Annotated in this window: 22 protein-coding genes; 7 read left to right on the top strand and 15 right to left on the bottom strand. The window is 66.4% G+C overall.

Annotated features, from left to right (window positions below):
- Positions 1–8 precede the first annotated feature (8 nt).
- Together Q0082_RS03295 and Q0082_RS03290 are read left to right on the top strand one after the other, a co-directional pair.
- Positions 9–1,583, top strand: coding sequence for a helicase HerA-like domain-containing protein (locus tag Q0082_RS03295; RefSeq protein WP_298189853.1), 1,575 nt, complete (start codon positions 9–11; stop codon positions 1,581–1,583).
- Between the two features lie 138 nt (positions 1,584–1,721).
- Positions 1,722–4,382, top strand: coding sequence for a M1 family metallopeptidase (locus Q0082_RS03290; RefSeq protein ID WP_298189850.1), 2,661 nt, complete (start codon positions 1,722–1,724; stop codon positions 4,380–4,382).
- 40 nt (positions 4,383–4,422) lie between these two features.
- On the opposite strand, the gene Q0082_RS03285 is transcribed toward Q0082_RS03290, so the two are convergent.
- From Q0082_RS03285 to Q0082_RS03260, 6 genes are all read right to left on the bottom strand, one after another.
- Complete coding sequence (locus tag Q0082_RS03285) at positions 4,423–5,847, bottom strand: ATP-binding protein (RefSeq protein WP_298189848.1); 1,425 nt, start codon at positions 5,845–5,847, stop codon at positions 4,423–4,425.
- Positions 5,840–6,598, bottom strand: coding sequence for a response regulator (locus Q0082_RS03280; protein WP_298189846.1), 759 nt, complete (start codon positions 6,596–6,598; stop codon positions 5,840–5,842). The genes Q0082_RS03285 and Q0082_RS03280 overlap by 8 nt, the downstream gene beginning before the upstream one ends.
- Before the next feature lie 2 nt (positions 6,599–6,600).
- Complete coding sequence (locus Q0082_RS03275; RefSeq protein ID WP_298189844.1) at positions 6,601–7,263, bottom strand: EF-hand domain-containing protein; 663 nt, start codon at positions 7,261–7,263, stop codon at positions 6,601–6,603.
- Between the two features lie 117 nt (positions 7,264–7,380).
- Positions 7,381–7,776 (bottom strand): cupin domain-containing protein, encoded by a 396-nt coding sequence (locus Q0082_RS03270; RefSeq protein ID WP_298189842.1) that lies wholly within the window; start codon positions 7,774–7,776, stop codon positions 7,381–7,383.
- A gap of 5 nt (positions 7,777–7,781) precedes the next feature.
- Entirely contained in the window at positions 7,782–8,156 is a 375-nt protein-coding gene (locus Q0082_RS03265; protein WP_298189839.1) for a VOC family protein, read from the bottom strand.
- Positions 8,157–8,212: 56 nt separating this feature from the next.
- A complete protein-coding gene (locus Q0082_RS03260; protein ID WP_298189902.1) occupies positions 8,213–10,012 on the bottom strand; it encodes an aminopeptidase P family protein in 1,800 nt (599 codons plus the stop codon).
- A gap of 61 nt (positions 10,013–10,073) precedes the next feature.
- Here Q0082_RS03260 and Q0082_RS03255 point away from each other — a divergent pair, with 61 nt between their 5' ends.
- Positions 10,074–12,146: a S9 family peptidase gene (locus Q0082_RS03255; protein WP_298189837.1), complete on the top strand. Its 2,073-nt coding sequence runs from the start codon at positions 10,074–10,076 to the stop codon at positions 12,144–12,146.
- A gap of 16 nt (positions 12,147–12,162) precedes the next feature.
- A complete protein-coding gene (locus tag Q0082_RS03250; RefSeq protein WP_298189899.1) occupies positions 12,163–12,561 on the top strand; it encodes an acyl-CoA thioesterase in 399 nt (132 codons plus the stop codon).
- Here Q0082_RS03250 and Q0082_RS03245 read toward each other — a convergent pair.
- Positions 12,558–14,267, bottom strand: a complete 1,710-nt coding sequence (locus tag Q0082_RS03245) for a diguanylate cyclase (RefSeq protein WP_298189834.1) — start codon at positions 14,265–14,267, stop codon at positions 12,558–12,560. The two genes, Q0082_RS03250 and Q0082_RS03245, sit on opposite strands and share 4 nt — an antisense overlap.
- Positions 14,268–14,319: 52 nt before the next feature.
- On the bottom strand, positions 14,320–15,435 hold the full coding sequence (ald, locus tag Q0082_RS03240; RefSeq protein WP_298189828.1) for an alanine dehydrogenase: 1,116 nt from the start codon (positions 15,433–15,435) through the stop codon (positions 14,320–14,322).
- A gap of 135 nt (positions 15,436–15,570) precedes the next feature.
- Between ald and Q0082_RS03235 the strand changes: the two genes are divergently transcribed.
- Entirely contained in the window at positions 15,571–16,038 is a 468-nt protein-coding gene (locus Q0082_RS03235; RefSeq protein ID WP_298189825.1) for an Lrp/AsnC family transcriptional regulator, read from the top strand.
- Here Q0082_RS03235 and Q0082_RS03230 read toward each other — a convergent pair.
- The 3 genes from Q0082_RS03230 to Q0082_RS03220 all read right to left on the bottom strand — a co-directional run bounded on the left by Q0082_RS03230 (position 15,995) and on the right by Q0082_RS03220 (position 19,617).
- Positions 15,995–16,429, bottom strand: coding sequence for a hypothetical protein (locus Q0082_RS03230; RefSeq protein WP_298189823.1), 435 nt, complete (start codon positions 16,427–16,429; stop codon positions 15,995–15,997). The two genes, Q0082_RS03235 and Q0082_RS03230, sit on opposite strands and share 44 nt — an antisense overlap.
- Before the next feature lie 153 nt (positions 16,430–16,582).
- On the bottom strand, positions 16,583–18,985 hold the full coding sequence (locus Q0082_RS03225; protein ID WP_298189820.1) for a DNA translocase FtsK 4TM domain-containing protein: 2,403 nt from the start codon (positions 18,983–18,985) through the stop codon (positions 16,583–16,585).
- Between the two features lie 110 nt (positions 18,986–19,095).
- The gene (locus Q0082_RS03220; protein ID WP_298189819.1) at positions 19,096–19,617 is read right to left on the bottom strand and encodes a thiamine phosphate synthase; all 522 of its coding nucleotides are present in this window, start codon (positions 19,615–19,617) and stop codon (positions 19,096–19,098) included.
- A 22-nt stretch (positions 19,618–19,639) separates the two neighbouring features.
- Between Q0082_RS03220 and Q0082_RS03215 the strand changes: the two genes are divergently transcribed.
- The gene (locus Q0082_RS03215; RefSeq protein WP_298189817.1) at positions 19,640–20,320 is read left to right on the top strand and encodes a YggS family pyridoxal phosphate-dependent enzyme; all 681 of its coding nucleotides are present in this window, start codon (positions 19,640–19,642) and stop codon (positions 20,318–20,320) included.
- Between the two features lie 22 nt (positions 20,321–20,342).
- Here the strand turns inward: Q0082_RS03215 and pyk are convergent, their stop codons facing one another.
- Positions 20,343–21,800 (bottom strand): pyruvate kinase, encoded by a 1,458-nt coding sequence (gene pyk, locus Q0082_RS03210; protein ID WP_298189815.1) that lies wholly within the window; start codon positions 21,798–21,800, stop codon positions 20,343–20,345.
- Positions 21,801–21,869: 69 nt separating this feature from the next.
- Here pyk and Q0082_RS03205 point away from each other — a divergent pair, with 69 nt between their 5' ends.
- The gene (locus Q0082_RS03205; protein WP_298189813.1) at positions 21,870–22,211 is read left to right on the top strand and encodes a DUF1244 domain-containing protein; all 342 of its coding nucleotides are present in this window, start codon (positions 21,870–21,872) and stop codon (positions 22,209–22,211) included.
- A gap of 77 nt (positions 22,212–22,288) precedes the next feature.
- Here the strand turns inward: Q0082_RS03205 and Q0082_RS03200 are convergent, their stop codons facing one another.
- The 3 genes from Q0082_RS03200 to rplM all read right to left on the bottom strand — a co-directional run bounded on the left by Q0082_RS03200 (position 22,289) and on the right by rplM (position 25,707).
- Positions 22,289–24,217: a putative Ig domain-containing protein gene (locus Q0082_RS03200; protein WP_298189811.1), complete on the bottom strand. Its 1,929-nt coding sequence runs from the start codon at positions 24,215–24,217 to the stop codon at positions 22,289–22,291.
- 473 nt (positions 24,218–24,690) lie between these two features.
- Complete coding sequence (rpsI, locus tag Q0082_RS03195) at positions 24,691–25,224, bottom strand: 30S ribosomal protein S9 (protein ID WP_298189809.1); 534 nt, start codon at positions 25,222–25,224, stop codon at positions 24,691–24,693.
- Positions 25,225–25,227: 3 nt separating this feature from the next.
- Positions 25,228–25,707, bottom strand: coding sequence for a 50S ribosomal protein L13 (gene rplM, locus Q0082_RS03190; protein ID WP_292939836.1), 480 nt, complete (start codon positions 25,705–25,707; stop codon positions 25,228–25,230).
- Positions 25,708–25,796 lie beyond the last annotated feature (89 nt).

Below are 25,796 nucleotides of genomic sequence, written 5' to 3'. Positions count from 1 at the left end.
TACTGCATATGGACGACATCTACATTGGCCTTGGTGCGACAGGCGAACGCCAGGTGCTGCGGCTGGACCGCGCAAACCGGCATGGACTTGTTGCGGGCGCGACCGGCACCGGCAAGACGGTCACCCTTCAGGGCATGGCCGAACAGTTCTCCGCGCGCGGGGTGCCGGTGTTTCTGGCCGACGTGAAGGGCGACCTTGCCGGTATCGCGATGCCCGGCAGCCCGACATTCAAGCATGCGGACAAGATCGAGAGCCGCGCCAAGGAACTGGGCATCGATCCTTTCGTCTATGCCGACAATCCGGTGGTGTTCTGGGACCTCTACGGCGAGGCGGGGCACCCGATCCGGACAACGATTTCCGAGATGGGCCCGCTGCTGCTGGCGCGCCTCATGGGCCTAAACGAAACGCAGGAAGGCGTGCTCAACATCGCCTTCCGCTATGCCGACGACAACGGCCTGCTGCTGCTCGACCTTCCCGACCTGCAGGCAACGCTGATGGCCTGCGCCGAGAACGCGAGCGAGCTTGCTGGCAAATACGGCAACGTTTCCAAGGCGAGCGTCGGCACGATCCAGCGCCAGCTGCTGGCCTTCGAAAGCCAGGGCGCGGACCGGTTCTTTGGCGAGCCCGCATTCGAGATCAACGACTTCATCAGGATCGACGACCAGGGACGCGGCATGGTCAACGTGCTGAGCGCCGAAAAGCTGATGCAGAGCCCCAAGCTTTACGCCACGTTCCTGCTCTGGCTGCTTTCGGAGCTGTTCGAGGCACTGCCCGAAGTGGGCGATCCCGAGAAACCCAAGCTGGTGTTCTTCTTCGACGAGGCGCACCTGCTGTTTGACGATGCGCCGCCCGCGCTGTTCGACAAGGTGGAGCAGGTCGTGCGCCTGATCCGCTCGAAGGGGGTAGGCGTCTACTTCGTCTCGCAGAACCCGATCGACATTCCCGAGAAGATCGCCGGGCAGCTTGGCAACCGCGTGCAGCATGCATTGCGTGCGTTTACCCCGCGCGACCAGAAGGCGATCCGGGCCGCAGCGGAGACTTTCCGCATCAATCCCGACCTCGATGTCGAGACGGTGATTACCGAGCTCAAGGTGGGTGAGGCGCTCGTTTCCACGCTCGATGCCGATGGCGCGCCGGGGATCGTGCAGCGTACGCTGGTTGCGCCGCCGCGTTCGCGGCTGGGGCCGCTTGACGCGAAGGAGCGCGCGATCATCCAGTCGGTCAGCCCCTATGACGGCAAGTACGATGCTGCGGTGAACCGCGAATCCGCTGCCGAAGTGCTGGCACAGAAGGCCGCCGATGCAGCCGCCGCGGCGCAGCAGGTCGAAGCGGAAGGGGTGGAGGCGCAGCGGGCCACCGCGCGGCAGACCCCTTCGATGTGGAGCAAGGCCGGCAAGGCCGCTGTGGGCGCGATTGCCGCCTCCGCCGGATCGGTGATCGCGGCGCAGATGACCGGCAAGAAATCGCGCGCATCGCCGATCGAATCCGGCGCGAGCGCGATTGTCGGCACGATCGCGACGTCCATCGGCGGCGCGGCCTTCGGGCGGTTCGCGCGCGGGTTGCTGGGCGGGCTGCTGCGGTAGGCGGCACTCCTGTCGTTCAACGACGGGGGCAAGCGGTTCGTCGAAACCGGTTGCGGATGCAACAGGATCGGGGCAGGCAAAACGGCATGCATGCGGCAAGGGCCATTCCGGACCTGCCGCGCCATTCGAAAGGCCTCTATGCGCTCGATTCTGCTCGCCGCAACGTTTCTTGCCGGCGCCCTGGTAAACCTTCCCGCCCACGCCCAGGATGCGGCGGCTGCCCCCATCCCCGCCGAAGCCGGCACAATGCCGGCAGGCAAGCTTGATGGCGCGGTGGTGCCGCAGGGCTACCGGCTCGATCTCACGGTCGATCCCACCAAGGATCGCTTCTCCGGCCATGTCGAGATCGACGTCGAGGTGAAGAAGGCCGGGCGCTTCGTGTGGATGCACGGGCGCGATCTCAAGGTCGGCAAGGTGACCGCGATGGTCGGCGGCCAGCCGGTTTCGGGCATGTTCCGCCAGGTCGATCCGACCGGCGTTGCGCTGGTTACGTTCGACAAGCCGCTGCCCGCAGGCAAGACGACCTTCACCTTCGACTACGACGCCCCGTTCGGCGACGGTCCGGCGGGCATGTTCCACATCAAGGTGGGCGATGACTGGTATTCGTGGACCCAGCACGAATCGATCGATGCACGCGCCAGTTTCCCCTCGTTTGACGAGCCCGGCTTCAAGGTGCCGTGGAACGTGACTCTGCGCACCCCCGAGGGCCTCACCGCAGTAAGCAATGCGCCCGAGATCAAGACCGAGACCGTGAACGGCATGACTGTCCACACCTTCGGTCAGACGCTGCCGCTGCCGAGCTACCTCGTGGCGCTGATGGTCGGCCCGTTCGTGACCGTAAAGGGCGAGGTGCCGCCCACCCCGCAGCGCGCCGCCCCGCTACCGATCCGCATCGTTTCGACCAAGCAGAACGCAGGCAAGCTCGATTTCGCGCTGGAAGGCACCAAGGGGATCGTCCAGCATCTCGAAAACTATTTCGGCCAGAGCTTCCCATATCCCAAGCTCGACCAGATCACGACGCCGATCCTCCCTGGCGCGATGGAGAACGCGGGCGCCGATCTCTACAACGACAGCATCCTCGTAATGGATGACAAGGCCTCGACCGAGCAGAAGCGCACCTTCGGCATGGTCGTTTCGCACGAGCTGGCGCACCAGTGGTTCGGCGATCTCGTCACCCCCGCATGGTGGGACGACATCTGGCTCAACGAGAGCTTCGCCAACTGGATGGGCTACCGCATCGGCAACGAATGGCGCCCCGATCTCAACATCGGTGCGGGCGCGCTGGCCGAGGGCTTCAGCGCGATGGGCATCGACGCGCTGATCGCAGGCCGGCCGATCCACCAGCCGATCGAGAAGAACGCGCAGATCGACGCGGCCTTCGACACGATCACTTATGGCAAGGGCGGCCATGTCGTTGCGATGATCGCGGCGTTCATGGGCGACACCAAGTTCCGCGACGGCGTGCGCGGCTATATGGCGGCGCACACCTATGGCAACGCCACCAGCGCCGAGTTCTTCAAGGCGATGGCCGAGGCGGCGGGCGATCCGCGCATCCTGCCCGCGATGCAGAGCTTCACCGATCAGCAGGGCGTGCCGCTGGTGACGCTCGAGCGGGCGGGTGCGCAGAGCTGGAAGGTGACGCAGAGCCGCTACGTGCGCTATGGCATGAAGGGCCCCGAGACGACCTGGGGCATCCCGCTGTGCCTGCGCCAGGGCGATCTGCGCCAATGCACGCTGATGACCGACAAGACCGCGACGGTGACCATCAAGAGCGCCGGGCCGATCATGCCCAACGCGGGCGGCACCGGCTACTACCGCTTCGAGCTGCCCGCCAAGGACTGGGACGCGCTGATCGCAGCAACCCCGGCGCTGAGCGGGAGCGAGGCGCTGGCGGTAGAAGACAGCCTCAACGCCAGCTTCTACGCCGGCCGCCTGAGCGCCGACCAGCTGATCGCCGGTGCGCGCGCGCTGGCGGCGAACCCGGACAGCTACGCCAGCGGCAATGCCACCGGGCTCCTCGAGGCCATGGCCAACCGCGGCGTGATTGCGGAGAATGCCAAGCCGCAGTTCCGCGCTTTGGTCGACGGGCTCTATGCGCCGCAGCTGAAGGCGATCGGCTTCGATCCGCGCGAGGGCGCCCACAGCGCCGACGATCCGGAGAAGCAGCAGCGCCGCGTCCAGCTGGTCGGCCTGCTCGCCGGCACCGCGCGCGACGCGGCGCTCCGCACGCAGCTGGCAGGTGCGGTCGATGCCTATCTCGGCGGCAACGCGGCGGCGCTCGATCCGGCCTTCTTCGGCACGGCCTTCGATGCATGGCTCGGCGCGCACAAGCTCGATGGTGCCAAGATGCTGATCGACAAGGCGCTGGCTTCGGAAGACCCGCTGTTCCGCCCTGCCGCACTCGGCGCGATTGGATCGAGCGGCGATGCCGCCACGGCCAAGTGGCTGCTCGACGAGTTCCAGGACAAGCGGCTGCGCCAGTCCGAGAAGCTCAACTTCGTGCGCTATGTGGTGCTGACGCCCGAGACGCGTGACTGGGGCTACAGCTGGATGAAGGCGCACCTCGACGAGCTGCTGAACGGCGGCGCGGGGATCTTCTTCGGCGCGCGGCTGCCGCAGATCCTGGGCAACTTCTGCTCGGTCGCCTCGGCCGATGAGTTCGACAGCCTGCGCGCCAAGTTCGCGGGCAAGTCGGGCGCGCTGGAACTGGAGCGCACGATCGAACGCGTACGCGCCTGCGGCAAGCTCAAGGATGCGCGCGGCAGCGAGCTGACCGCGGCGATCCTGAAGCTCAAGTAAGCGCCCCCTCTCCCAACCCTCTCCCCGGCCGGGGAGAGGGTTATTGGAGTGGCAAACGCAGCGTGGCGGTGAGGCCTCTGGTCTCGCCGTCCTGCTGACGGTTGGCGAGGGTGAGCGAGCCGCCGTGCTGATCGGCGATCGCGCGGGCGAGGGTCAGACCCAGCCCTGCGCCGCCGGTCGATGAATTGCGCGAGGCTTCGAGCCGGGTGAACGGCTCCAGCATCCGGACAATCTCGTGCTCGGGAATGCCCGGGCCGTCGTCCTCGACGATCAGTACCGCCTCGCTGCCTGCACGCCGCAAGGTGACCCGCGCACGGCTGCCATAACGAAGCGCGTTGGAAACGAGATTGCGCAGCGCGCGGCGCAGCCAGGTGGCGCGCAGCGGCATGACGATGCGCTCTGCCTCGCCGAGCGTGACGTCCTCGCCCATGTCCTCGTATTCGCCGACGACATCGGTAACGAGCGCGCTCAGCTCGGTCTGTTCGAGCGGATCGGAGGGGCGGCCGACGCGCGCGAGGCTCAGGATATCGTCGAGCGAGCGGTTGATGTCCTCGATGCCTGCCGCCATGCGGCCGCGCTCGGCATCGTCCTCCACCGCCTCGATCCGCACGCGCAGCGCGGCGAGCGGTGTCTTGAGATCGTGGCCGATGGCGCCGAGCATGACGTCCTTCTCATCGAGCAGCGCGCCGACGCGGCGTTCCATCGCGTTGTGCGCGTCGATCAGGCGGCGGATGTCGTCCGGCCCCTCCGGCTCGAGCTGTCCGGCAAGCGCGCGCGACCGGGCGAAGGCTTCGACTTGCGCGGTGAGCGCCTTCAAGGGCCGGGCAATGCGGCGCAGGATGAGAGCGACCGCGCCGACCAGCACGATGTAGATGAAGAGCGTCTGGAGGATCAGGGTTGTCAGCATCGCGCGTTCGGTGCGCGGGGCGAGCAGGCGCGCGGTGAGCCAGGTGCCATCATCGCGGCCAATGGCGGCGATGATCAGGCGCGGGCGCGGCGCGCCTTTGGGGCGGGCCATGCGCGGGCCGCGCCGGGCGAGCCATTCGGCAATCGCCGGATCGCGCGCCGGATCGCGCTCGGCCACGAACAGACGGGCGGCATTGACGCCCTGCGCTTCGAGCACCTGGCGCAGCGCCTGCTCGATTTCCGGGCGGCGGCTGTCCCCGTCCAGCGCGGGGAAGCGCGCTTCCTCCTGCACGCGCAGCGGGCGCGGCATGCGAAAGCCGATCTCCGGCCCCTCGCCGCTGGGGGGCGGAGGCGCGCCGAATTGCGCACGGGGATTGCGGCCGAGGAGGCTGAACGCGGCATAGTTGACGAGGCCGGCGAAGTGCCGCTCGTGCTGCATCCGCCACATCAGTGCGGCCGAGAGCCCTTGTGCGACCATCAGCGCGAGCGCGATGGCCAGCAGCATCTGGCCCTGCAGGCTGCGCGGCCAGAGGCGAAGGCGCCGTGCCGGTTCAGCCATCGGCTGGAACCCGGCGCACTTCGGCGGCGAGCATGTAGCCGCCGCCCCACACCGTCTGGATCAGTTCGGGATTGCGGCTGTCGCGCTCGATCTTGCGGCGCAGACGGCTGATCTGGTTGTCGACCGCGCGGTCGAACAAGTGCGCCTCGCGGCCCTGCACCATATCGAGCAGGCGGTCCCGATCGAGCACCTGGCGCGGATGATCGAGGAACGCGACGAGAAGGCGGAACTCCGCCGAGGAAATCGCCACGACCGCGCCCTCCCGGTCGATGAGGCGGCGGCGCAGCGGATCGAGCCGCCAGCCGTCGAACGTGTAATGGTACTGATCTGCGGCGGCGCTTTCGGCAGCGCCCGGTGCGCGCGCGGCGCGGCGCAGGACAGAGCGGATGCGGGCGACAAGCTCGCGCGGATCGAACGGCTTCACCACATAGTCATCGGCCCCGATCTCGAGCCCGACGATGCGGTCGGTCGCCTCGCCGCGCGCGGTGAGGAAGATGACGGGAAGCTGCCGCGCCTCGATCAGGTGGCGGCAAAGCGAGAGGCCGTCTTCGCCAGGCATCATGATGTCCAGCAGGACGATATCGAAGGCTTCGGCCGCAAGGCGGGCGCGGGCTTCGGCAGCGCTGGCGGCCTGACTCGCGGCGAACCCCTGCCGGACAAGATAGTCCGACAGGGGTTCGCGCAGGGCAGCCTCGTCATCGACCACCAGCACGCGGGTCGCGGCGTTAGCAGGAAGAGGGGCTGCCGCCATGCTCAGGCACCGGGAGGCGGCGGCGGCGGCATATCGCCCATGTCGTCGCCCATGCCCCCACCCATGCCGTGATGGCCGCGCATACCGCGACCCTTGCCCCAGCCGCCATGCTCGCCGCGCATCGCCATCCATGCAGCGCGGCGCTCGGCGGCGGTCAGCTGGCCATCGTGGTTGGTATCGGCAGCATCGAAGCGGGCCTTCACCGCGGTGTCGAACTCGGCGCGAGTGATCGTCTTGTCGTGGTTGGTATCGGCCTTCTCGGCCATTTCATGGAGCATATGCGCGCCGCGGCCCATCATCATGCCCATGCCGCCGCCGGGGCCTGCACCGGGCGCACCATCGCGGCCCTTCCAGCCGCCTTCCATCATCTTCTTGTGGTGGTCCATGAATTCGGCCTTGCTGATCGAGCCATCGCGGTTGGCATCGATCATGTCGAACATCTCGGCCATCTTGGCCTCGCGGTCGGCGGCATTGAGCACACCATCCTTGTTCACGTCCAGCTTCGTCCACATCATGTCGGCCTTGGCCTTGGCATCGGCCCAGGTTTCCGTTCCATTGCCCATGGGATCTCGGCCGGGTTCGGCAAAGGCCGGGTAGGCGGCATAGAGCGCCGTAGCGGCAGTGAGTGCGACGGCCGCAGAGGCGGCGAGCGTGGTTTTTTTCATGGAATGTGGTCCTCGTTGCAGGCGGAACGGGGGCTTTCCGCTGTCTGCGCTCTAGACCGGGGTTGTCGCAGCATTATCCCGCCGGCGCGGCGTTTTGTCGCACTTTGTCGCGAAGGTTCAGCGCGGACGGTGTTCAGTCCCAAGGCCGGAGGTGATGAAAAGAGCCGTTGCCTCGTCCGAGATCAGGTCCATCGTGTGCCATGTGCCGGGCGGGTTCACCGCATATTCGCCCGCGACAAGGCGCACTTCGGCTTTCGTGCCATCGGCGAGCTCCTGATGGAGCACGCCTTCGCCGCTGAGCATCAACACGACTTCATCGCCCGCCGGGTGCATTTCCCAGCTATCCCAGCTTTCGGTGAAGCTGTGCTGGCTGACGAGGCGGCCTTCCGCCCCATCAGCCCCGTGGCGAGCGATATAATCGCCGTACCATGCCATGCCGGTGAACGCAGGCTGGGGCACCGCCTTCGCACCGAGGCCGATGTGGATCGGGTTCGTATCGAGGCGGTGCGCCATGGCGATCAGCTCCCCATCACGAAGGCATTGAGCTTGTTGCCATCGGGATCACGGAAATAGGCGGCATAGAACCCGCCCTCGCCGCGCGGCCCCGGAGGGCCTTCGCAAGTGCCGCCGTTGGCGAGCGCGGCGGCATAGACCCGGTCCACGTGCGCCGGGTCCTTCGCTTCCAAGGCGACCATCACGCCGTTGCCGACTGTGGCGGGCTCGCCGTTGTAGGGTTTCATCAGGCCGATGCCGGCCGCGCCGCCCGCTTCGCCCCAGGCGATTGCGCCGTCCCATTCGTACATGCGGCCCACCCCCATCTCGGCGGCGATCGCATCATAGAACTTTGCGCCGCGCGCGAGATCGTTGGTCCCCAGTGTCACATAACCGATCATGTTCTTCTCCTCTTCCGCGAGTCGCGATTATGAGAACATAACACGAACAAAAATGCTTACAACGGGGCGCAGGCTGCCTCCAGCCAGGCGAGATCGGCGCCCGACAGCTGCGGTACCAGCAGATCGCGGACTTTGGCGTGGTAGGCGTTCCACCAGTCGCGCTCGTGCTCCAGCAGCAGCGAGGGTTCGACCAGTGTGCGGTCGATGGGAGCGAAGGTCAGCGTCTCGAAGCCCATGAACTTGCCCTCTGCGCCGGGAATGTCGCGCTCCTCGACGAGGACGAGGTTCTCGATGCGGATGCCGTATTCGCCGGCCTTGTAATAGCCGGGCTCGTTGGAAAGGATCATGCCGGGAAGCAGCGGCTGGCCGGTCCCCGCCTGCCCACCCGCCGCCTTGGCGATGCGCTGGGGGCCTTCATGGACCGCAAGGAAACTACCGACGCCGTGTCCGGTGCCATGGGCATAATCGAGGCCCGCCGACCACAGGAACTGGCGCGCGAAGCTATCCAGCTGGCTGCCGTTGGTACCTTCGGGAAAGACCGCGAGATCGAGCGCGATATGGCCCTTGAGCACGCGCGTGAAGCGATCCTTCACTTCAGCGGGCGGCGCATCGGGGCCGATCCACACGGTGCGGGTAATGTCCGTCGTGCCATCAAGGTACTGGCCGCCGGAATCGACGAGGTAGACGCTGTTGGGCTCGATCGCGCGGTTGGTGTGTTCGTCCACCTTGTAGTGCGGGCTGGCGCCATTGGGGCCGGCGGCGGAGATCGTGTCGAACGAAAGATCACGCAGCAGGCCGGTCTTCTCGCGCTCGGCGCGCAAGGCGGCGGCGGCGGAGAGTTCGGTCTCGGTGCCCTTCGGCGCAGTGTTGGAGAGCCAGTGGAGGAAGCGGGTGATCGCGGCGCCATCGCGCGCCTGCGCGGCGCGGTGGCCGGCCTGTTCGACCGGGTTCTTGCAGGCCTTGGGCAGCACGGTGGGATCGGTGAGCGAAACCGTTTCTGCCCCGGCGGCGGCCAGCTGCTGGTAGATCGCGGCGACCGCGCGTTCGGGATCGACCGCGACCTTCTTGCCCGCCAGCGCGGCGAGCGCAGGGGTGAAGGCGGCGCGGTCCTGCACGCGCACGGCATTGCCGAGATGCTGGGCGAGTTCAGGCGTGACCTTCTCGGGCGCGATGAACAGGTCTGCCGTGCCATCTGCATGCGCGAGCACGAGGGAGAGCGCGACCGGCGTGCAGTCCACATCCGAGCCGCGCATGTTGAGCAGCCAGGCGACCGAATCGAGCGCCGAAATCACGGCGGCATCAAGCCCGCGCGCGGTGAGCCAGGCGGCGACTTCGGCGCGCTTCTCGTTTGCGGAGGCGCCGGCGAACTCGTCCGCATGGACGAGCGCGGGGGCAGCGGAAGGCGCGGGGCGGTCCTGCCAGATCGCATCGATGGGGTTCTGCTTTACGGCGACCAACGCAGCATTGCGGCGCTTCAGTGCGGCGGCGGTGCTGTCTGCCCAGCCCTTGCCGTGGAGCCATGCGTCATAGCCGATACGACCGCCTTCGGGGGCATGTTCGCCAAGCCATGCCGCGATCGAGGTCTGCGGTACCGACTGATACGAATAGAGCCGGCCATCGACCTGTTCGCGCACCTGCAGGGTGTAGCGACCGTCAACGAAGATCGCGGCCTTGTCCTTGAGCACGACGGCCGAGCCGGCCGAGCCGCCGAAGCCGGTCAGCCAGCCGAGGCGCTGGGCATAGGCGCCGACATATTCGCTCATGTGTTCGTCGGAGATGGGGATGACGAAGCCATCGAGCTCCTGCCGCGCGAGTTCCTTGCGCAGCGCATCGAGCCGGGCTTCATGGGTGTTCATCAGCATGGTTCGCGTCCTGGAATGTGTTGCCCGCCTTGCAGGCTTATGCTCTGCACCATAGATGCGGGGGATGACAGAGACCACCCCTGCCGCGCCTCCGGTCGCCGCCAAGAAGCCCCATTCGTTCACCCACCACGGCGTGACGATCGAGGACCCATACAACTGGCTGCGCGATCCGGGCTATCCCGAGGTCAAGGATGCCGAGGTGCTGGCGCATCTGGAAGCGGAGAACGCATGGTTCGAGGCGCGGATGGCGCCGCTGCAGCCCACGGTCGAGACCTTGCTTGCGGAGATGCGTGGGCGGATCAAGGAAGCCGACAAGTCAGTGCCGCAGAAGGACGGCGATTGGCTCTACTGGATCGAATACGAGGAAGGCGCCGAGTACAAGAAGTGGTGGCGGCGGCCTGTGGCTGGCGGACCGGACGAGTTGCTTCTCGACGAAGTGGCGCTGGCTGAGGGCAAGGAATACTTCCGGCTGGGTGCGCTTTCGGTCTCCAGCGACGGGCGGCTGCTCGCCTGGGCAGTGGACGACAACGGATCGGAGCGCTTCACCGCGCGGATCAAGGTGATCGCGACCGGCGAAGTGCTGCCCGACATGATTCCCGGCACGCTTTCGGCGCTCATCTGGGCGGCGGGCGACAAGGCGCTGGTCTACAGCCTCGCCAATGCGCAGTGGCGCACGGACAACGCGCGGCTGCACTGGCTGGGGACACCGGTGGAGAGTGACGTCGAGCTTTACCACGAGGACGACGAAGGCTTCCGCGTCTCCGCCGGTTTGTCAGCGAACGATGAATGGCTGGTGATTTCGACAGGCGATCATGAGACGAGTGAAGTGCGCCTTGTGCCCGCCGCCGATCCGCTCGCGCCGCCGCTGCTGGTGAAAGCGCGGCAGACCGGGGTGGAATACGATGTGGATGTGCGGGGCGAGACGCTGTTCATCCACACCAACGACACGCACGAGAACTTCCGGCTGGCGACCGCGCCGCTGAATAATCCCGGCGAATGGACCACGTTGATCGAGGGGACCGAGGATTTCTACCTCACCGGCTTCGACCTGTTCCGCGATTTCTACGTGGTCGAGGGCCGGGTGCGCGGGCTCGACCGGATCGAGGTGCGCTATTACGACGATCCAGCGCGGATCGAGCCGATTGCCTTCCCAGAGGCGAGCTACGAGGCCTCGCTCGGCGATAACCCTGAGTGGGCGATGGACAAGCTGCGCGTCAGCTATGAGTCCATGACCAGCCCGGCTTCGGTTTACGACTACCATGTTGCCGAAGGGCAGCTGGAACTGCTGAAGACGCAGGAAATCCCGAGCGGCTATGACGCCTCGCTCTATGAAACCGCGCGGCTGGAAATCAGCGCGCGCGATGGCACGCTGGTGCCGGTATCAGTGGTTTGGCGAAAGGGCCGCGAACCCGGTGGTCCGCTCTATCTCTATGGCTACGGCGCTTATGGCATTGCCATCGGTCCGGGTTTTTCGACCTCGCGGCTGAGCCTGATCGACCGGGGCTTTGCCTATGCCATCGCGCATATCCGCGGCGGTGATGATCTGGGGCGGCGCTGGTACAAGGCCGGCAAGCTCGAGCAGCGCACCAACACGTTCAACGATTTCGTCGATGTGGCGAAAGGACTGATTGCGGAAGGGTTCACGCAGGCGGGCAAGATCGCCATTGCGGGCGGCTCGGCGGGCGGGGAGCTCATGGGCGCGGTGGTCAATTCCGATCCCGAGCTGTGGGGCGCGGTGGCGGCGCACGTGCCCTTTGTCGATGTCCTCGCCACCATGCTCGACGAGGAACTGCCGCTGACCCCGGGAGAGTGGCCCGAATGGGGCAATCCCATCGAGGACAAGGCCGCATTCGACCTCATTCGCTCGTATTCGCCCTACGATCAGGTCTCGGCACAGGCCTACCCGCCGATGCTGGTGACAGCGGGCCTCAACGATCCGCGCGTGACCTACTGGGAGCCCGCCAAGTGGGTCGCGAAGCTGCGCGAGATGAAGACCGACGCGAACGAACTGCTGCTCAAGACCAATATGGGTGCGGGGCATGGCGGCAAGTCGGGCCGGTTCGAGGGCCTGCGTGAGACGGCGGAGGAGTTTGCCTTCATCCTGGCCCAGCTGGGGGTGGCGGCCTGAAGTGTCTGAAGTGACCATGCACACCAAGACCTTCACCGCCGGGCCGGAGCATATCGACGTGCTGGGGCACGTGAACAATGCGGTGTGGGTTCAGTGGATGGAGGCGCTCGCAACCTCGCACTGGGAGGCCGTCGCCCCTCCTGAGTGGCAGGCGGCCTATGTCTGGGTCGTGACGCGGCACGAGATCGACTATCGCGGCAATATCGCGCTGGGCGAGAGCGTGATCGGCGAGACATTCGTCCCCGATCCCCCGCGCGGGGCGCGGTTCGACCGACGGGTGGATTTCCGGCCAGCGACCGGCAAATCGGCGGGCAAGGTGATTGTCAGTGCGCGGACGCAGTGGGTGCTGATCGACATGGCCAGCGGGCGCATCCAGCGAGTGCCGGCGGAGATGGCCGCGCTGTTTACGCCTTAGGCGGTGCGCGCCTGCAATTCGGGCGTAAATCCGGTCAGCCGCTCGCGCATCGTGCGATTGCGCCCGAGGCGCTTGGCTTCATATAGCAGGCGATCGCAGTGGCTGTAGAGCACGGCGAACTCGACATCGAGCGTGCCTGACAAATCATGCTCGACAACGCCCATGCTGGCCGTCACGACATGCTCCAGACCGGGGATCGCGGCAGTAATCCGCGCACTGAGCGCGCGGCGGCAGCGTTCTGCGCGCTCGGCACTGCCGGCACCGCGCAGCAGGAGAAGAAACTCTTCGCCGCCCATGCGGATGGCGCAGGCTTCGGCATCCTCGGCGAGCGTGGCGGCGACCACCTTGAGTACGGAATCACCTACCGCATGGCCATGTCGGTCGTTGATCCGCTTGAAGTGATCCAGATCGATCACCGCCATCGTGCGATAGCCAAGGTGGAACAGATCGTTGAAGCGCCGTTCGATCGAGTGACGGTTCCACAGACCGGTGAGCGCATCGCGGCCGGCGACACCTTCAAGCTCGGTCGCGCGTGCATTGGCAAGGTCGCGCTCGCGCCTGAGTTCAAGGAAGCGGATCACGATGCCGAGTGAATTGGCAAGCACTTCCGCAGCGAGCGCGAGCTGGAACAGGACCACGGATTCGGTCGGTCGGGTGCCTGGCAGGAGATAGCAGCCGATCCGGTAGCCCCCGACGAGAAGCGTCGGCGCCCACCCGACCATGAGGAAGACCACGAGCTTGCTGCCGCGATGCCACGCCGCGGCGAGGCCGCAGACAATCAGACAGATCGCCAGCAAGATCGCGCTGTAGATGCCCAGCGCACTGAAAGGCCGCAGCACATCGAACTGCAACGCTGTGAACACGCCGCCGGCCATCACCAGCGGCGTGCAGGCGAAGAACAGGCGGCGCAGCGCAGGGGGCAGTGCATCCGGTTCGAGGAAGGTGACGACGAACATCAGCCCCGAGACTGCCACCGCACCAAAGCACAGGCTGTTGATGGAAATTTCTGTCGCGGCATCCGGATTGGCGAGGATATGGATGAAGCCGGTTCCGAACACCGATTGGACCAGCATCAGCCCGACCATCACGATATGCCACAGCACGAATTCGCGCCGCAGCACGATGTAGAACCCGAAGTTGAGCAGCAGTGGCACGACCAGCATGCCGCAGATCGCCGCCATGGTGACGACCACGGCCATATCCCAGCCCGAGCCTTCGGGTTCGCTGTCGAGCCGCGCCTCGCTGCCGATGGTCTTGTTCCACGGCTTGTCGATGCGCACGGCAACCTCGCGCGGGGGTGCGACCGTCTGCGGCAGGGGGAGGACCATCATCGGCCCTGCCACGAGGTGGCGTGCGGCTTCCCCGGTGTAGCGCGCGGTGGTCTGTGCCCCGTCGGCGTCGGTCACGCGGATGGTGATCGCGGCAAAGGGCGAGGCATGGGTGACGAAGCTCTGCGCACGCGGCTGGGCGGGATCGCCAAGACGGAAGCGCAGGAACAGGCTTTCGGGCCCGACATCGTAGGTCGCATCCGAGCAGATCCAGCGCTGCGGTGCGCGGTCAAGATCACCGAGGCGTTCGCCGCCGGACCCGGAGGCATGGCAGGTCTGGCTCGCGGCAATCGGCGCGGCGGCGGCGGTCATGCCGAACAGGCCGGATAGCAGCGCTACCAGCCCGAACAGCACAAACCTGCGCCAGATCCAGTCCATGGGACCAGCTTTAGCGGAAGGGACTTATAGCGGAGTTAACTCCGCCCCCCGTTCAGACGAGTAGTTCGCCGACCGGACGCCACGCATAACCGAGTTCGCGCGCGACGGCTTCGTAGGTCACTTCACCGGCATGGACGTTGAGTCCTGCGGCAAGATGCGGATTGTCGGCGAGCGCCCGCTTCCAGCCAAGATCGGCGATCCTGAGGGCATGCGGCAGGGTCACGTTGTTGAGCGCATAGGTGCTGGTGCGCGCGACGCCACCGGGCATGTTGGCGACGCAGTAGTGGACGATGCCATCGACGACGAAGGTCGGTTCGGCATGGGTCGTCGCGCGGCTGGTTTCGAAGCAGCCGCCCTGATCGATGGCAACATCGACGAGCACTGCACCAGGCTTCATGGTGGCGAGCATCTCACGCGTGACAAGCTTGGGCGCGGCGGCACCCGGGATCAGCACTGCGCCGATCACGAGATCGGCCTCGGCGACGCAATCGGCGAGGTTCGCGCGGTTGGAAAAACGCGTCTTGGCCCGGCTTTCGAAGTGGGTGCCGAGGCGTTCGAGCACTTCGGGATCGCGGTCGAGGATGGTGACATCAGCGCCGAGGCCAGCCGCCATCTGCGCGGCATTGAAGCCGACAACGCCGCCGCCGATCACCGCGACCTTGGCCGGGAGCACGCCCGGCACACCGCCGAGCAGCACGCCGCGCCCGCCGTGGGCCTTTTCGAGCGCGGTGGCACCGGCCTGGATCGACATGCGGCCCGCAACCTGGCTCATGGGTTTCAGGAGCGGGAGCTGATTGCCGGGGCCGGTCACGGTTTCATAGGCGATGGCGGTGACGCCGGACTTGACGAGATCGGCGGTCTGTTCGGGATCGGGCGCGAGGTGGAGATAGGTGAAGAGGATCTGGCCTTCGCGCAGCATTGCGCGCTCCACGGCCTGCGGCTCCTTGACCTTCACGACCATCTCGCATGCGGCGAAGATCGTCGCGGCATCGGGCTTGATCACGGCACCGGCGGCTTCGTAGTCGCGGTCCGCCGCGCCGATGCCGAGCCCGGCGCCGGTTTCGACCCAGACTTCGTGGCCATGCGCGGCAAGCTCGCGCACGCTCTCGGGCGTAAGGCCGACGCGGTATTCGTGGTTCTTGATCTCACGGACGGTACCGACACGCATAGCTGGATCCTTTTCGCTCTCCGACCGCGCGAGGATACACCGAGGCGCGCGCTTTGTTTCACCTGATTGATGGTATCGCAGGGTCAGTTTTGGTGATATTTCTCGGCATTACGCCTTGAATTAGGAAATTCTTGCATGGATCGCACCGACGCCGCGTTGATTGATGCACTGCAGAACGACTCGGCTCGGCCCATCGCGGCGCTGGCGGAGGCGGTCGCGCTCTCGCCTTCCGCCTGCCATCGGCGCATCCGGGCGCTGGAGGAGGCGGGGGTGATCAGCGGCTATGCCGCGCGGATCGACCCGCGGCGGATCGGGCTTGCTGTCGAGGTCTTCGTCGAGATCACGCTGACCAGCCAGAGCCGCGAGGCGATGGACCGCTTCGAGCGGGCGGTGGCGGATTTCGATGATATTCTCGAGTGCCACCTGATGTCGGGCGGGGCGGACTATCTGCTGCGCGTGGCGGCGACGGACCTTGACCAGTACGACCACATCCACCGCGATTGCCTCGCGCGGCTGCCGGGCGTGTCCTCGATGCGGTCGAGCTTTTCGCTACGGCGGATCAAGCGGTTCGCGGGGTACCCGGTGCGGCGCGGGCGGCCATAGGCGGGGCCTTGCGGGGGCGCTGCACTTTCTTGTCTGCGCTGTCGAGCAGAGTGAGATCGCTGCCCGGCTCGTCCATGCCATAGCGCTCGCGCAGTTCGAGCTTGAACGCCTCGATCGCCGCCTCATCGGGCAGGTGATCGACGGTGAAGCGGCGCACGACGAATTCATCTGCGCTATCGAGCACGGTGAGGAAACGGCCGGTTGCGGTTTCGGCGAGGTGCGCAACATCGAGCCCATCGGCGATCGACCAGCGATGCCGGCCCCATGTCACGATGCGGCGGCCGCAGTGGCGGCAGATGCTGTAGATCCCGCCATCGTCCTCGTGCGCGCGCCACGCGGTCGGCTGATGGGCCCTGGTGAACCAGCACTGGGACAGGGCTACATAGGGCACGCCTTGACCTTTCTCGCTCGTTGGACGCCATCCCGGGCGTAAACCCGGAGAGCCGACAGCGGCGCTGAAGGGCAGAGCGCGGTGCCACCGGTTCAGACAGGAGAACGGCAGCGACCGGACAGCGTTAAGGCACTGCTGGCGCGAGGCGCGCTATCACAGCGGATTGCCGTCCTTGTCCCGGTAAATGTCTCGCCGACCGACATGGTTGGCGGGGCCGACGAAGCCGTCCGCTTCCATGCGCTCGATCCACTTGGAGGCGGTGTTGTAGCCCACCCCCATCTGGCGCTGGACCCAGCTCGCCGAGGCCTTCTGGCTTTCGAACACGAGCTGGCAGACCTGACGGTACTTGCGCTCCTCCGGGTTGTCCGAGGCGGTCGCGTCGAGGTCGTCGAAACCGAAGCCGCCGTCTTCCGGCTCCTCGGTGACGCTGTCCACATAGTCGGGTGCGCCCTGCCCGCGCCAGTGATCGGCGACCCGCTCGACTTCCTCATCGCTGACGAAGGGCCCGTGGACGCGGCTGATCGCGCCGGTGCTGGGCTTGTAGAGCATGTCACCCTTGCCGAGCAGCTGCTCGGCGCCCTGCTCGCCAAGGATCGTTCGGCTGTCGATCCGGCTGGTGACGGCGAAACTGATGCGGGTGGGCAGGTTGGCCTTGATCACGCCGGTGATGACGTCGACCGAGGGGCGCTGCGTTGCCATGATGAGATGGATGCCCGCCGCGCGGCTCTTCTGCGAGAGGCGCTGGATGAGGACTTCGATTTCCTTGCCGACAGTAACCATGAGGTCCGCCAGCTCATCGACGATCACCACGATCTGCGGCAGCACCTGATAATCGAGCTGCTGCTCCTCGAACAGCTCCTCGCCGGTATCGGGATCGAAGCCGACCTGGATACGGCGGCCGAGTGGCTTGCCCTTGCTGGCGGCGGCGCGGACCTTCTCGTTGAAGCCGGAAATGTTGCGCACGCCGACCGAGGACATCATGCGGTAGCGCCGCTCCATTTCCTCGACCGCCCACTTGAGCGCGCGGACCGCCTTCGAGGGCTCCGTCACCACGGGCGAGAGGAGGTGCGGGATATCGTCGTAGGACTTGAGTTCGAGCACCTTGGGATCGACGAGAATCAGGCGGCATTGCTGCGGCGTGAGCCGATAAAGCAGCGAGAGCAGGATGCAGTTGAGGCCCACGGACTTACCCGAGCCGGTGGTGCCCGCAACCAGCAGGTGCGGCATCGTGGCAAGGTCCGCCACGATGGGTTCACCCGCGATATCCTTGCCGAGGATGATCGGCAGCATGCCCTTCGAGTTCACGAACTTGTCGCAGGAAACGAGCTCGCGGAACGAGACCATGTCGCGCACGGCATTGGGCAATTCGATGCCCATGACGGTGCGGCCGGGAATCGAGGAGACGCGCGCGGAAATTGCGCTCATGTTGCGGGCGATATCGTCGGCGAGGCCGATCACGCGGCTGGCCTTGATGCCGGGCGCGGGCTCCAGTTCGTACATCGTGACGACCGGGCCGGTGCGGACGGCAGTGATTTCGCCTTTCACGTTGAAATCGTCGAGCACGTTCTCGAGCAGGCGCGCATTGCGTTCGAGCGCGAGCTTGTCGATCTTCGGGCCGGTGGCGGCGGGCAGCGGCTCGAGGATGTCGAGACCGGGCAGCTCATACTGATCGAACAGATCGCCTTGTCGTGCCTTGCCGGCGGTGGCCGCAAGCGCTGGCGGACGCGAGGGATCGGTGATTTCGGTTGGGCGGCGACGCTGCGCCGGCGCATCGGACGGGGCAGCGCCCGCGATCTCGCCTGCGGCCTCGGTGCGCGCCTTCGGCTGACGTTTGGGGAGCAGCGCGGCAACCCCGGCTGTGGCGGGATGCGCCGGACGCTCGCCGCGCCGCAGGAAGGCGGGCATGCGCGGCAGGCGGTGCCAGTCGAATGCAAACACCTGCGCGGTGACGAAGAGCCCGCAGAGTGCCGTAAGGGCCGCCGCGCCCCGCACGATCCACAGTTCGGCATCTGGCAGCAAGTGCGCGATGCCGCGGATGAGCGCCGCACCGAGCAAGCCGCCCAGTCCGCCAGCGCCCGCCGGAAGCGTGCCGCCCGGCCCGGTCAGCATCAGCGCAAAGGCTGTACCGACGAGCGCCATCGCAAGCATGAGCATCAGGGCGAGGCGCCACCATGCTGGAAGCGGGGCGAAACCTTCGTCCTCCTCGTCCATGTCGATCAGATCGCCCGCAGCGTCCCACAGCCGGCGGGCAAAGACATAGAGCAACGGAAGGAGCAGCACGCTCGGCAGGCCAAAGAACAGCAGCACGCGCTCCGCCGCCCAGGCGCCGGGCAGGCCCATCCAGTTTTCGACCGGGCTGCCCGAGGCGGTGCTGCCCGAGGGATCGGTCTGCGTGTAGGTCGCCAGCGCCAGCGCGAGCGCGATCATCGTGGCAAACAGCAGGGCTGCGCCGATCAGTTCCGCGCTGCGGCGGAAGCTGCGCCGCAGGATCGCGCGCCAGTCTGCGGCCTTGGCAGCACGCCCTCCGGCGGGCGAAACGAGTGCGCGAGATGCCATGAAACCTGTCCCTTCTGGCGCTCTTCATGCGCCTGAAGAGGGCATGGCGTCAAGAATCCATGGCACGCGGAATCCAAGGAATCCCGGCGAGTCGCGGGTTTCTGCGGGGTTCAGGCGAGGCCGTCGATGGCGGCCCAGCCCCACACGGGGAGGCGCGCGGCGCGGCGCCTCGTCATGCCGCCGAGCGCGATGACCGGTAGCGGCGAACGGTGCGCCAGAGCAAGGAAGCGGACCGCCCCCAGCACCGGCGCGCCCGGGTGCGAGCGGGTGGGATAGACCGGCGAGAGCAGGATCGCGCTCGCCCGTGCGCGGATGGCGGTGCCGATCTCTGCCAGCGAATGCGCCGTGGCAAGCCGCAGGCCGGCGGTGCGGCCGAGATCGCGCGGGGCGCCATAGCGACCATCCGCGCGCCAGCCGTGCGCCTCCCCGGCGGTCAGGATCAGCACGCGGCGGCGGCCGCAGAGCCGGCGCAGCACCTCGAACCGTGCGCGGCGCGCGGCAGGCGGCAGATGGTAGTGGCGAAACACCAGCGCGCTGCCCGGCGGGAGGCGGGAAATGGCGGATTCCAGCCGATGATCATTGCGCGCATCGCTCAGCAGGACGACCCGCGGGACAGGATGACACCGGTGCATCCCCCGCCTATAGCACCGGCCCATGACCGATCCAGAGGCCGCATTGGCCGCCATGACCCCGCTCGCCGCCGTGCGCGAGCGTATCGCCCGCACCGCCGCGATTGCCCGCCGCAAGGCCGGCGACGTGACCCTGATCGCGATCTCGAAAACTCATCCGGCCGAGGCGATCCTGCCGCTGATCGGCGAAGGGCAGCGCGTGTTCGGCGAGAACCGCGTGCAGGAAGCTGATGGCAAGTGGCCCGCGCTGCAGGAGGCCCATCCCGATATCGAGCTACACCTCGTCGGCCAGCTCCAATCGAACAAGGCCGAGGAAGCGGTGCGCCGGTTCGACTGCATCCATTCGCTCGACCGGTCTTCGCTGCTCACCGCGCTGGCCAAGGCCATGGACAAGACCGGCCGCCGCGTACCGCTGTTCGTGCAGGTCAACATTGGCGACGAGCCGCAGAAAGGCGGCTGCGCGATTGGCGAATTGCCTGCGCTGCTGGACGAGGCGCGGACCGCCGACCTGCCAGTGATCGGGCTGATGTGCGTGCCACCGGCGGGCATAGAAGCGGCGCCGTTCTTCGCGCTGCTCGCCAAGCTCGCGGACGATCACGGCCTTGCCGGGCGCTCGATGGGCATGAGCGACGATTTCGAGACTGCCGTGATGCTGGGCGCAACGCATATCCGCGTCGGGTCGGCGCTGTTCGGCGCGCGGGGCTGAACCCCGCGCGCCTGAAGTTGAATCAGGCGTCGTGGTGCTTGGCGAGTTCGTCGCCGGTCAGGGTCACCATGTGGAGAAGGTTGGTCGAGCCCGGAGTGCCGAAGGGCACACCCGCCAGCGTGATCAGCCGCGAGCCGGCGGTGCCGAAAGCGTGGCGCAGGGCCATGCGCTTGCCCTTGGCGATCATCTCCTCGAAACTGCCGATATCCTTGGTGGCGACAGCATGGGCACCCCACAGCAGACCAAGCTTGCGCGCGGTGAACGTGGACGGCGTGAGCACGAGCATCGGCACGCCGGGCCGTTCGCGCGCGACGCGGCGGGCGGTGGAACCGGAGCCGGTGAACACGATAATGCCCGCGATCGGCAGCGCCTTGGCAATGCTCGCGCAGGCTTCGGCGAGCGCATCGGCCGTGGTGGGATCGGGCCGCGTCTCGATGAAGTGGACTCGCGCAGCATAGCCCGGGTCGTTCTCGACCTCGCTGGCAATGCGGTCCATGATCGTGACCGCTTCCTCGGGCCAGGCGCCCGCGGCGGTTTCGGCGGAGAGCATGACCGCGTCGGCACCGTCATAGACGGCGTTGGCAACGTCGGAGACTTCGGCGCGGGTCGGCGTCGGGCTCTCGATCATCGATTCGAGCATCTGCGTCGCGACGACGACCGGCTTGCCCTCGCGCCGCGCCTTTTCGACGATCCGCTTCTGCAGCGGTGGCACTTGCTCGGGATTGAGCTCGACGCCGAGATCGCCGCGCGCGACCATGAGGCCGTCCGCAAGCTCGAGAATCTCGTCAAGACGCGAGATGGCTGCGGGCTTCTCGATCTTGGCCATGAGCGCGCCGTAGCCGCCCATCAGGCGGCGCGCCTCGGCGACGTCCTCGGGCCGCTGGACGAAGGAGAGCGCGATCCAGTCCGCACCCTGGCTGACCGCGAAGGCAAGGTCGCGGCGGTCCTTGTCGGTCATCGCGGGAACCGGGATCACCGCATCGGGGACGTTGACGCCCTTGCGATCCGAAATCACCCCGCCGACTTCGGCCGAGCAGAGGATTGCGTTGTCGTCGGCGCGGATCACGCGCAGGCGCAGCTTGCCATCGTCGATCAGCAGGCGCTGGCCGGGCTTCAGGATGCCGAACAACTCGGGATGCGGCAGCTGGACGCGGGTCTCGTCGCCCGGTTCGGGATTACGATCGAGCGTGAAGTGGCCCGAATGGCGGATCACCGCGCGGCCATCCTTGAACTGACCGACGCGCAACTTGGGGCCCTGGAGATCGCACAGCACGGTGATCGGCCGGTTCACCTTGCGCTCCAGCGCGCGGATTGCGGCGATCGTCTCGGCATGCACGGCATGTTCGCCGTGGCTCATGTTGACGCGAAAGGCATCAGCCCCGGCGCGAAACAGCTTTTCCAGCATCTCGGGCGAGCGGCTGGCCGGCCCGACGGTGGCGAGGATCTTCACCTTGCGGCCACGGGGATCCAGTTTTGCCACGTCTATCACCTCGAATTGAATGCGCTGGCCCTATGGCCTACCTACCGGCAAAACCCAAGGACGAACCCAATGGATACGAATGCAGAAACCAATGCAAAAGCATCAACGGCCGATGCCCTCGATGCACTTCCCGATGCTGTAGCCGCCGCCGCGTTCCGCCGCCTTGTCAGGCACTTGCGCCATCGGCACGACGCGCAGAACATCGAGCTCATGGGTCTTGCCGGCTTTTGCCGCAATTGCCTGGCGGACTGGATCGTGGATGCTGGTGCGCCGCTGGACAAGACTGCCGCGCGTGAAGTGATCCACGGCCTGCCCGCCGCCGAATGGAAGGCGCGCTACCAGACCGATGCCACCCCCGAGCAGCTTGCCCGCATGGCCGAGAGCGTGAAGCGCAACGCACCAGGGCACTGAGGCCCTGACGCCGGGCGGCCCGCCCTCCCCCCCGGGAGAGCGGGCCGCCACGTGTGCTGCCCCCTTGTGCCTGAGCTTCAGGCGAGGATCAGGATATCGTTGTAGGCAAGGCCTGCCGTATCGAAATTGGCGATGGTCGCGATCTGCACCGCGGCCTTCCCGCCAACCCCGTCGGCATCGTAGTAGAGCGCGCCGTTGCTGGTGTTGTAGACAAGCTGGTCCGTGGCATCCTGCGCGCTCGTGGCGCCGGCAGCCGCGTAGAACTGGTCGGCGGTGATCGCGCCGGTCTTCGCGAAGCCCGAGAAATCGGCGAGGCTGAGGGCAATCTTGTCGCGCTCGGCGTGGGAGAAGTCGGTGATGACATCGACATTTCCGGCGGTATTCGGCGAAAGGTCGAAGACGAACAGATCGAGGCCCGCTCCGCCAGTCAGGGTATCGACGCCCTCGCCGCCGTAAAGGCGGTCGGTCCCACCGCCGCCAAGCAGCGCGTCGGCACCAAGCCCGCCGTAGAGCTTGTCGTTACCCGCGCCGCCATCGAGCGTATCGTTTCCGGCGTAGCCATAGAGGCGATCCGCGCCGCCGGCGCCTTGCAGGTCGTTGGCCGTCGTGCTGCCCCTGAGAACTTCGTTGACCACATCCCCGACAGTGATGTGGAGGGTCTGCGTATCGGAAGCCCAGCCATCGCTGACCCGGACCACGACGTCATAGACCCCGTTGCCATCGGCATCGGCCCGGTCCTCGAAATCCGGCGCGGCCTTGAAGATGAGCCCGCCGGTACGCGAGCTGATCTTGAACAGACCGGCATCGGCGCCGCCGACAATCGCGTAGCGCAGCACCGCGCCCGCATCGACATCGCTGGCCGTCACGCGGGTGACCTCGCGGATGTTCTCGAGCACGGTGTAGTCTGCCTCGGCACCGCCGCCGCCCGAGGTGATCACCGGGGCGTCGTTGACGGGCGTTACGGAGAGCGTGAAGCTGTCGGAGACGCTGTATTCGCCATCCGTCGCAGTGACCTTGAGCGCGATCTGGCCGTTATAGTCTTTGGGCGGAGTGCCCGAGAACGTGCCGGTGTCCGCATCGAACACCAGCCACGTCGGCAGTGCCGAACCGTTGGCCAGCGTTGCCGAGAGGGACAGCGTGTCCCCATCGGGATCGCTGAAGGTGCCCGCCGGGATCGTGTAGCTGAGCGGCGCATCTTCCTTGAGCGCGCGATCGGCGATCGGCAGCGCCAGGACCGGTGCCTGGTTGAGCGGCAGATCGACCGAGCCGTCGGCGAACTGGATGGTCGGAATGCCGACCAGCGTATCGGTGCCATCGTTGCCGTCTTCGACGTTGTTGTCGACCACTTCCCAAGTGCTCACGCCAACCTTGGTCACGGTGTAATCGGCCTGGTTGCCGGCATAGACCACGGTGGCGAGATGGGCGCGGCTGACGAACCGGTCGTCCCCGCTACCGCCGATCAGCGTATCGGCGCCCACGCCGGCCGTGAGCGTGTCGTTCTGCGCCGAACCGGTCAGCGTGGTCGCTGCGCCGGTGTTGGTAACGTTGAAGCCCGTGCCGCCACCGGCAAGGCCGAGATCGACGGCAAAGCCGACGGTTGAGATGTTGACGGTGCCGTCGTTGATCGTGGCGGAGCTTGCCGCCCAGGCTGCCACCACAGTGGCATTGGCAATCGCGCCGGGGCCGACGCTGAGATTGTCGTTGCCATCGCCGAGGTCGGTGATCGTATCGGTATCGTCGTTGACCGTGAACAGATCGTCGCCGCTGCCACCGGTCAGCGTGTCGTTGCCGTAGCCGCCGTCGAGCTGATCGTTATCAGCGCCGCCATCGAGCGTATCGGTGCCATCCTCGCCGAACAGGGTGTCTTCGCCGTTGCCGCCAAAGAGCTGATCGGTGCCACCGCGACCGTGCAGCTCGTCGATGCCATCGTAGCCGTAGATGATGTCTTCGCCGTTGGCTGAAACAATGTAGTTGTTGGTGGCATCGCCGTAGAAGATATTGGGCATCAGCGTACAATCCCGTAACTGAACGTACGTCGGTCTTAAGGCTTCAAACCTTGCCATCCGATAACGATGATGGTTACCGCGCCGGGGCAATCCGTTAACCGGTTTGCACCCATATCAGGATCGCTCGCCGCGACCTGGCGCGCGTTTCCGTCCGGGTGAAGAGGAAGCTGCCGTTCGGCAGATCGGCCATTATTGGCGCATTCTGCCTCGCCGGCGTTGCCGTATTGGCCGGAACCTCGCCACCTGTTTTCGTGACCACGGCCATCTACTCGCCGTGGAGTTGATAACCATATCGGATTCGATTGGCGCGCCGTCGGTCCCGATCATCCGGTCGGGCGGCATAGGGGAGATCGAGCGCTGCGCTGGTGCAACATCCCGGGCCGGAAGACCGGTCCGCCGGGTAAAACTTGCTCTGCTAACAAAAAAGGGCGCGGAAACCCGCGCCCTTCTTGTTTCGATACGGCTGGCTTTGATTAGCGCTTCGAGAACTGGAAGCTCTTGCGCGCCTTGGCCTTGCCGTACTTCTTGCGTTCGACAACGCGCGGGTCGCGGGTCAGGAACCCGGCGGCCTTGACAGCGCTGCGCAGCGCAGGCTCGAACTTGGTCAGCGCCTGCGAGATGCCGTGCTTGACCGCACCGGCCTGGCCGGAGAGACCGCCGCCCTTGACGGTGGCGATCACATCGTACTGGCCCGAACGGTCAGCGATGTCGAACGGCTGGTTGATCACGAGACGCAGCGTCGGGCGCGCGAAGTAGACTTCCTGATCGCGGCCGTTGACGGTGATCTTGCCCGAGCCGGGCTTGATCCACACGCGGGCCACGGCGTCCTTGCGGCGGCCAGTGGCGTAGGAGCGGCCCTGCGCATCGACTTCACGTTCACGCAGCGGCGCGGCGGGAGCCGACGGGGCGCGGGGCGCTTCAGGCGAGGCCGAGACAGGAGCAGCGGGAGCAGCCGAGGTCAGATCCTTGAGATCCGCGAGGCTGGAGACGGTATCGGTTTCAGACATGTCTTACGCACCCACCTTGTTCTTGCGGTTCATCGAAGCGACGTCGAGCGGCTGGGGCTGGGTCCCGGCGTGGGGATGTTCAGCTCCGGCGTAGAGATGCAGCGCGCGCATCTGGGCCCGGCCGAGCGGGCCGCGCGGGATCATGCGCTCGACAGCCTTCTCAAGCACGCGCTCGGGGAAGCGACCATTGAGGACCTTGTCCGCGGTGACTTCCTTGATGCCGCCGGCGTAACCGGTGTGCTTGTAGTAGATCTTGTCCTTGAGCTTGTTGCCGGTGAGCTTCACCTTGTCGGCGTTGATCACGACGACGTGATCGCCGCAATCGACGTGCGGGGTGTAGCTCGGCTTGTGCTTGCCGCGCAGGTGATTGGCGATGATCACCGCGAGACGGCCGACAACAAGGCCATCGGCATCAATGAGATGCCACTTCTTCTCCACCTCGGCCGGCTTGATCGACCGGGTGACTTTCGTGAGCGCCTTCATGGCTGAAACCCATCCTGGAATTGTGGTACGCCCTGTGCGCGGACCGAAGCCCGTCCCATGGCGAGGAAGCGCGCCTTTGCTCACAAATG

Origin of the sequence: Novosphingobium sp., assembly GCF_027489515.1 — a bacterium.
Lineage (GTDB): Bacteria > Pseudomonadota > Alphaproteobacteria > Sphingomonadales > Sphingomonadaceae > Novosphingobium.
Note: the sequence above shows the minus strand (reverse complement) of the source record. Positions and strands in the feature narration are given on the sequence as shown.